Below are 7,620 nucleotides of genomic sequence, written 5' to 3'. Positions count from 1 at the left end.
TTTAGCACTATAATCATACCACGAAATCACTATGGATTTTTTATATTCAATTGTTCAATTTCATTATACAATTAACCAGTTATTTAATATCACTGAAATTAAAAATTTATAACTATATTAAAGAGAATGAGGATTTGTTAGATAATGTTGAAAATTATTTGTTAAATGTATCAAAACTATTTAATGATAAATTTGACATAGAATTTACAGACGAGATGAAAATTGTGCAGTATTTAATGATTTATTATAAATATGCATTAGGAGAAAACCTATGACAAATATTATATTTAAAAGAATTTATATATTTGATAACGAAACAAAAGAGGCTTATTCAGCAGAATTTAAAATTGGCATTAATATCATTACATCAAGTGATATAGATGGAACAGATAGAGGAAAGTCAGTACTATTAAGAAGTTTATATCATGCTCTTGGTGCAGACTCATACTATGATTCAAAATGGAGTGAAAAAAATAAAGTATATATTTTATTTTTTTCAGTCGAAGATATAGAATATTCAATTTATAGATCTCAAAAATTATTCAAAATATTTAACTCGACAAGAGAACTTATTTTTAAGACTACTAGTAGAAAAGAGTTAGCACTTTTTTGGGGAAAGTTATTTAAGTTTTCTATTTGGTTACCAAATAAAGTAACAAATCAATTAGAGATAGCACCACCAGCATATAGTTTTTTATTAAATTTTTTAGATCAGGATAAATATGAGGGAACAAACTTTAATTCATTCAAATATCTTGCACAATTTAGTAATTTTAAAAAGAATGTTATTCTTTCTCATTTAGATATTTATAATCGAGAGTATTTTGAAATAGTTAAGGCTAAAGAAAAGTTAGAATCAGAAGTTAGAAAAAAAGAGCAAAATACAGTAGAACTAATTAGCATGAGGAGGCGAGTGAGTTCAATTTTAGATGGAGTTTCATATCCAGAAACAAAAGAAGCGTTGGAAAATGACCTTAATATAGAGGTAAAAAAATATTCAGTGATCATTAATAAGATGAATGAGATAAGAAATAAGCTTATAGATTTGAGAAATCAATTAGTTGAACAAAATACTACTTTAGAACAACTATCAAAGTTCAGAACTAAAGAAGAAAATGAAATAAAAAATATTTTAATATCACAAACTTGCCCTGAATGTAATTCATTTTTAGAATCAACTTTTGCCCTAAGAAGTCGAAGATATAATTATATTGAAAATATAATTAGCCTAAAGGATATATTAAATATTGAAAAAGCGCGTATTGAAAATGAAATATCTCAAAATGAGGAATTATACTCAAAGCTAATAATAGATTTGAATGAATACGAAAAGTTGATTGGAAAACATAATAAAGAAATATATGATTATGTTAAGTTTAGTGGGTTAAATAAATTAATTGATGAGATTAATCGCGATTTAACTAATGATGATGTATGTATCAATGCACTAAATCTAGAAATTACTAAATTAAAAGAGAAAATAAAAAGTATAAACTCTAAGCTTAAAAATGTTAATTCAAGTTATTACACTTTTATTGATAAAATGAAAGTAAAGTTTAGTTTGAATGAATTAGATCCCAAAAGCTATGAAAAGATAGATAGAACATTTTGTGCAAGTGGAAGTAATAAGCCTATATCTACTGTAATATGGTATTTAATACTTAATGAGTTAAAACAAAAATTTAATGTAAATAGAACAGTTTTTCCAATGGTTTTCGACAGTCCTAATAATGCGGAAACTGATAAAGTGAAAAAACAAGCTTTGGTTGAGTACATTCTTAATTCATCCGAACAGTTTAGTCAATTAATTATTTCAGCTATAGGCTTTTTACCAGAAGAGTATAATATTCCTTCTGAAGTTAGTGTGATATATTTAAATAATGAAAAATATAGATTGTTAAATAAAACCGTATATATAAATAATTATGATCTTTTGGAGTATATGAACGATGCTTGATTCCAAAAAATAATAGATAATATTTCTAATTATATAAATATTAACTTAGGATATAATCATGATAAATTTAAAACCTTTTACTAAATGGACTGGAGGTAAGCGTCAGCTACTGCCAGTCATATTAGAAAAAAAACCAAAACAATTTAATACGTATTTTGAACCATTTATTGGTGGTGGAGCTGTTCTGTTTGAGTTACAACCAACTACTGCTATTATTAACGACTTTAATACAGAATTGATTAATTGCTATCAAGTGATTAAAAGTAATCCAAAAGAACTAATTAGGCTATTATCTGATCATAGTGATAAGAATAGCAAAGATTACTATTTAGAAGTTAGGTCCTGGGATAGAGATAGTACATATGTTAACCTAAGTAATGTAGAGCGGGCTGCACGGATTATGTATATGCTAAGAGTTGATTTTAATGGATTGTACCGGGTTAATAGCAAAAATCAATTTAATGTGCCTTACGGAAGTTATAAGAATCCTAAAATTGTTGATAAGGATTTAATTTGTGATATAAGCTCTTATTTAAATAGTAATAATATTACAATTCTAGAAGGAGATTTCTATAAAGCCGTAGAATTAGTAAAAGAAGATGATTTTGTGTATTTTGACCCTCCATATATTCCATTGAATGAAACAAGCTCATTTACATCTTATACACATGAGGGTTTTTCTTATGAAGACCAAGTTAGATTAAGAGATACGGTAAAAGAATTAACTCATAGAGGCGCTTATGTCATGCTTTCAAATTCTGCAAGTGAACTGACACAAGAGTTATATTCTGATTTTAATGTGCACTTAATCGATGTAGTGAGAACTAATGGGGCTACACAAAAGAGCAGAGGAAAAATAAAGGAGATTTTAGTAACAAATTATGAACCATGACATATTCAAGGAGGAAAATATGATAACACCGTATTATCATAAAGAAAGTTCTATTTTAATTTGTGAAAATACATTTTCTTTTTTAGAAAAAATGAAAGATAATAGTATCGATATGATTTTTGCGGATCCACCATATTTTTTAAGCAATGACGGTATTTCAAATTCAGGTGGACATGTTGTGTCTGTTAATAAGGGTGAGTGGGATAAAATAAATTCTTTAGAAGATAAGCATCACTTTAATCGTACTTGGATTAGAATGTGTAAAAGAATCCTAAAACCTAACGGTACAATATGGATTTCTGGAACGTATCATAATATTTATTCTGTAGGCATGGCATTAGAACAAGAAGGTTATAAAATTTTAAATAATATTACTTGGCAGAAAACAAATCCAGCTCCCAACCTATCTTGTCGATATTTTACACATTCTACTGAAACTTTATTATGGGCACGTAAAAATGATAAAAGAGCAAGACATTATTATAATTATGAGTTGATGAAATCAATTAACTCAGGTAAACAGATGAAAGATGTATGGACAGGGCCATTGACTAAATTAGCTGAAAAATGGGCTGGAAAGCATCCAACACAAAAACCAGAGTATTTATTGGAAAGAATCATTTTGGCGAGTACAAAAGAGGGGGACTATATTTTAGATCCTTTCGTGGGTAGTGGTACTACTGGAGTAGTAGCAAAACGATTAGGACGCCGTTTCATTGGAATAGATGCAGAAGAAGAGTATTTAGATATAGCGATAAGAAGAATTGAGCGTGAAGGAGAGAAAATATGGTCTTAAGAAATTTTGATGAATGGTTAAATACAATGACTGACTCAGTGGCAAGTTGGACATATTATACGGACTTTGAAAAAGTATATGAAAACGTTAATGATATTAAAATTCCATTATGCCTTTTAAATAGCTTAATAGGAAGTAAGAATATTAAACAGGATTTCTTAAAACTATATGAAAAATATCCAGAAGTGTTACGAGCAGTTCCTATTATTATTGCTAAAAGACTTAAAGACATCGTTGTTGTAAAAGATCCAGAAAAAGATTTCTATTTTGACTTTAAAAAGCATGATTATACACCTGAAGAATATTCTTTGTTTATGGAGAAAACTGGGATATATGATTTATTAGAACATCATTTAGTTGCAAGTCTATTGGATTATGTAACTGGTGTAGAAGTAGGTATGGACACGAATGGACGTAAAAACAGAACTGGTCATTCAATGGAAGCTATTGTTCAACAATACCTGGAGCAAGAAGGCTATGTCATGGGAGAGACAATGTTTAAAGAAATCTATCAAAATGAAATTGAAGAACGCTTTAACGTTGATTTATCTGCTATTACTAATGAAGGCACAACTCAAAAACGATTTGATTATGTAATTAAATCTAGTAAAACAATATATTTAATTGAAGTTAATTTTTATGCTACTGGTGGTTCTAAGCTTAATGAAACGGCACGGTCATATAAAATGATTACAGAAGAAACTCGTAATATCCCTGATGTGGAGTTTATGTGGTTTACAGATGGAATAGGTTGGCATAAAGCTAAAAATAACTTACGGGAAACATTTGAGGTATTACCTAATTTATATAATATTAATGATCTATCGAATGGGGTATTAAAAAATATTATTTAATATAGATAAGGACGCATCCTTACTAAACCACAGAAAGGACTCCCATGCAATCAATTCAAACTGACGCAATCTGCCTTCCTATTCCAGATATATACTTAGCAGAAGTTCGTTTCGATAACGCTAGAGAGACCGGGACTTTCATTGTTGAGCACATGGAGCTCTCTGAAGACGACCTGGTGTATGTAACGGGCCCCATGCAGGACAAGGTGGGTACTGTCATAGATGTGATATATCATTGCAAGATTCGCCCTTCTAAATATGAGCGTGTAGTGGCAAAGATTGACACCGATTTATATGGCAAATTCATTCCCCTCGAGCATTTGTGGGTTACTTTTGATCGCCCATGTATGGACAAGGATAAGATGCGTCTTTGGTTCTTGTCGCCACTGGCAGATGGGGAGTGTGTGGACACTAATGGGTTTACTCCATTTCCTTTGCATGATCTAGACAGTTTCCCAATTTCATATATTCGTGCGCAGCGTGGTGAAAGTTACTACGAAGAGCATCGTGTCGTCTATATTTGCTTAGATAAGAGTAAGGGCTATGCTATTGTACAAGGATCTGAGTATTATGAGGTCACTTTCACCTATATAGATGGGAAAATTCATGACATTGTTTGCAATTGTTATTGTGAGGGCTATTGTAAGCATGAATATGCTGTATTGCTACAGTTGCAGGACCTAATCGGTCATTGGATGCTAGATTATGATAGTAACTATAGAGAAAGCGAATATATGGCAGCGATTGATAAAACGGTAGCTTGGAATATGAGTGTTAGCCGTAGACAGAAAGAAATCATTAGATTAACAGAAGATTCCTATGAGGGATTTATTATATATGAAGATTGAGGAGGACCCATGCAAGAACGTAAACTTTCATCAGAAATGAAATTCGATGGTAAATTAATAAAAGTAACATACGACATTGCCGATGTGAATGGCAAGGAAGCCTGGCGTGAGGTGATTCATCATCCAGGTGCGAGTGCTGTGGTAGCTATTGATGAGGACAATCGCATCATTATGGAAAAACAGTTCCGCTATGCTTTGAATGATTATTTATTAGAAATCCCAGCGGGCAAACTAGATGCTGGTGAAGATCCATTAGTATGTGCTAAACGCGAGCTAGAAGAAGAAACTGGTATCATCGCATCGGAATGGATTAGTCTAGGTACCATTGCAACGTCTCCTGGATTTTGCAATGAAGTCATCCATTTGTATGTGGCAAAGGGGCTTTCTAAAGGGGAAATTCATTGGGATGAAGATGAATATGTGGAAGTCGAGCGCTATACGTTCGATGAGTTGTTACAGCGTATTAAGGAAGAGAAAATCAAAGATAGTAAATCTTTGTCCGCATTGTTATTAGCTATGCCGTATTTGAAATAATGAAAGAATGCCTAGTAATCTAATTTCCTAGGCATAGACTGTTTAGGAACGGCGAATAGAGAGGAGGTCTCTATGTTTAAACGAATTATTACGATTGTGACAGATAGTGTAGGGATTGGACATAGTCCAGATGCAGAACGTTTTGGGGATTCAGGTGCTAATACATTGGGCCATATTGAAGAGGCGGTGGGACCGTTACATCTTCCGAATTTACGGAAATTGGGTCTCGGTAAGATTGCAGATATTACACCACAACAAGATACAGTAGTGGGCGCCTTTGGTCGTATGCATGAGCAAAGTACAGGAAAAGATACCACCAGTGGTCATTGGGAAATGATGGGACATCCTGTGAAAGTTCCTTTTCCAACCTTTTATGATGGATTTCCACAGGAGTTAATGGATACTTTCACGAAGGAAACGGGCTATGAATTTTTAGGTAACGAAGCGGCATCGGGGACGGAAATTATTGAACGCCTTGGGGAAGAGCATATGAGAACAGGGAAACCCATTGTGTATACCTCTGCTGATTCGGTATTTCAAATTGCTGCTCATGAAAGTGTCATACCTTTAGAGGATCTGTACAAGATGTGTCAAATTACACGGGAACGAGTATGTATTGGGGATTACTATGTAGGACGCATTATTGCACGTCCATTTGTGGGAGAACCAGGGCATTTTGTACGCACCTCCAATCGTCATGACTATAGTCGATTGCCAGAAGGGCGATTTGTGTTGCAAGCCTTACAAGATGCGAAGGTGCCGACCATCGGAGTGGGGAAAATTGGGGATATTTACGCTCATATTGGATTGGATCAATCCTATCCAACAAAATCTAATTCTCATGGCATGAACCTAGTGGCTGCTTTACTGGGGCATAGTACGTATGATACAAATGATAAGTCGAATACTGCGGCAGAAGATGAATTTAACCATGGTTATCTAATGGTGAACTTAGTGGAGTTCGATAGCTTGTATGGACATCGTCGTGATGTACAGGGCTATGGTCGTGAGTTAGAGTTATTCGACTACCAACTAGGTGGGCTGTTAGAGTTATTGCAAGAGGATGACTTGCTTATGATTACGGCGGACCATGGTAATGATCCGACTTGGACGGGAACGGACCATACACGGGAACTCGTGCCAATCTTGGCATACTCACCGGTTTTCACAGGCCCCATTGACCTAGGTGATAGACGCAGCTTTGCTGATATTGGACAAACCATATTGGAAAACTTTGGAGTGAAAGAACCATTTGTAGGAAATAGTTTTTTACCATTGTTAACTAGATAGACATAGCAAAAGAGGCTATCAGTATTGAAGAAAATTCTTCCTGACTGATAGCCTCTTTTTTGAGTACATGTACCTTCAAAATCTTACGCGCGTGTAATTTTATCAGAACGAAGGCAGCGTGTGCAAACGTTAACTCGTTTAGTTTCGCCGTCTACAATTGCTCGTACTCTTTGGATGTTTGGTTTCCAAGTTCGTTTGGAACGGATATGGGAATGAGAAACATTCATACCCGTAGTAGTGGATTTACCACATACTTCGCAAAGGTTTGCCATTTGTTTCCACCTCCAAAGTGTTTACTACTAATATAACATATGTATTTTATCATAAAAGGTCGTAGCAATGCAAGTGTATTTGTCCCTTTTCAATAAGATTTATGAACGACATATGATATTGTCATAGTATAAACACAAATGAATTTGTCAATGCATAGTACAATCTATATATACAGA

Annotated in this window: 8 protein-coding genes; 7 read left to right on the top strand and 1 reads right to left on the bottom strand. The window is 33.5% G+C overall.

Features of this window, described 5'->3' with window-relative positions:
• The first annotated feature begins 271 nt into the window (after positions 1 to 271).
• The 7 genes from EO117_RS08830 (at position 272) to EO117_RS08800 (ending at position 7,171) form a co-directional block, all read left to right on the top strand.
• Positions 272 to 1,957 (top strand): cytoplasmic protein, encoded by a 1,686-nt coding sequence (locus EO117_RS08830; RefSeq protein WP_126940087.1) that lies wholly within the window; start codon positions 272 to 274, stop codon positions 1,955 to 1,957.
• Positions 1,958 to 2,015: 58 nt separating this feature from the next.
• Entirely contained in the window at positions 2,016 to 2,849 is an 834-nt protein-coding gene (locus EO117_RS08825) for a DNA adenine methylase (RefSeq protein ID WP_126940086.1), read from the top strand.
• A gap of 19 nt (positions 2,850 to 2,868) precedes the next feature.
• Positions 2,869 to 3,645 (top strand): site-specific DNA-methyltransferase, encoded by a 777-nt coding sequence (locus EO117_RS08820; RefSeq protein WP_126940085.1) that lies wholly within the window; start codon positions 2,869 to 2,871, stop codon positions 3,643 to 3,645.
• Positions 3,636 to 4,499, top strand: coding sequence for a type II restriction endonuclease (locus EO117_RS08815; protein WP_126940084.1), 864 nt, complete (start codon positions 3,636 to 3,638; stop codon positions 4,497 to 4,499). The genes EO117_RS08820 and EO117_RS08815 overlap by 10 nt, the downstream gene beginning before the upstream one ends.
• A gap of 44 nt (positions 4,500 to 4,543) precedes the next feature.
• On the top strand, positions 4,544 to 5,347 hold the full coding sequence (locus tag EO117_RS08810; RefSeq protein WP_126940083.1) for an SWIM zinc finger domain-containing protein: 804 nt from the start codon (positions 4,544 to 4,546) through the stop codon (positions 5,345 to 5,347).
• A 9-nt stretch (positions 5,348 to 5,356) separates the two neighbouring features.
• Positions 5,357 to 5,881, top strand: a complete 525-nt coding sequence (locus tag EO117_RS08805) for an NUDIX hydrolase (protein ID WP_126940082.1) — start codon at positions 5,357 to 5,359, stop codon at positions 5,879 to 5,881.
• A gap of 72 nt (positions 5,882 to 5,953) precedes the next feature.
• Positions 5,954 to 7,171, top strand: coding sequence for a phosphopentomutase (locus EO117_RS08800; protein ID WP_126940081.1), 1,218 nt, complete (start codon positions 5,954 to 5,956; stop codon positions 7,169 to 7,171).
• Between the two features lie 83 nt (positions 7,172 to 7,254).
• Here EO117_RS08800 and rpmB read toward each other — a convergent pair whose 3' ends face one another.
• Positions 7,255 to 7,443 (bottom strand): 50S ribosomal protein L28, encoded by a 189-nt coding sequence (gene rpmB / locus EO117_RS08795; protein WP_038144954.1) that lies wholly within the window; start codon positions 7,441 to 7,443, stop codon positions 7,255 to 7,257.
• Between the last annotated feature and the right edge of the window lie 177 nt (positions 7,444 to 7,620).

It is taken from the genome of Veillonella sp. VA142 (assembly GCF_003992135.1).
Lineage (GTDB): Bacteria > Bacillota > Negativicutes > Veillonellales > Veillonellaceae > F0422.
The sequence above is the reverse complement of the archived record's forward strand: the minus strand, read 5'-3'. Positions and strand labels throughout refer to the sequence as shown.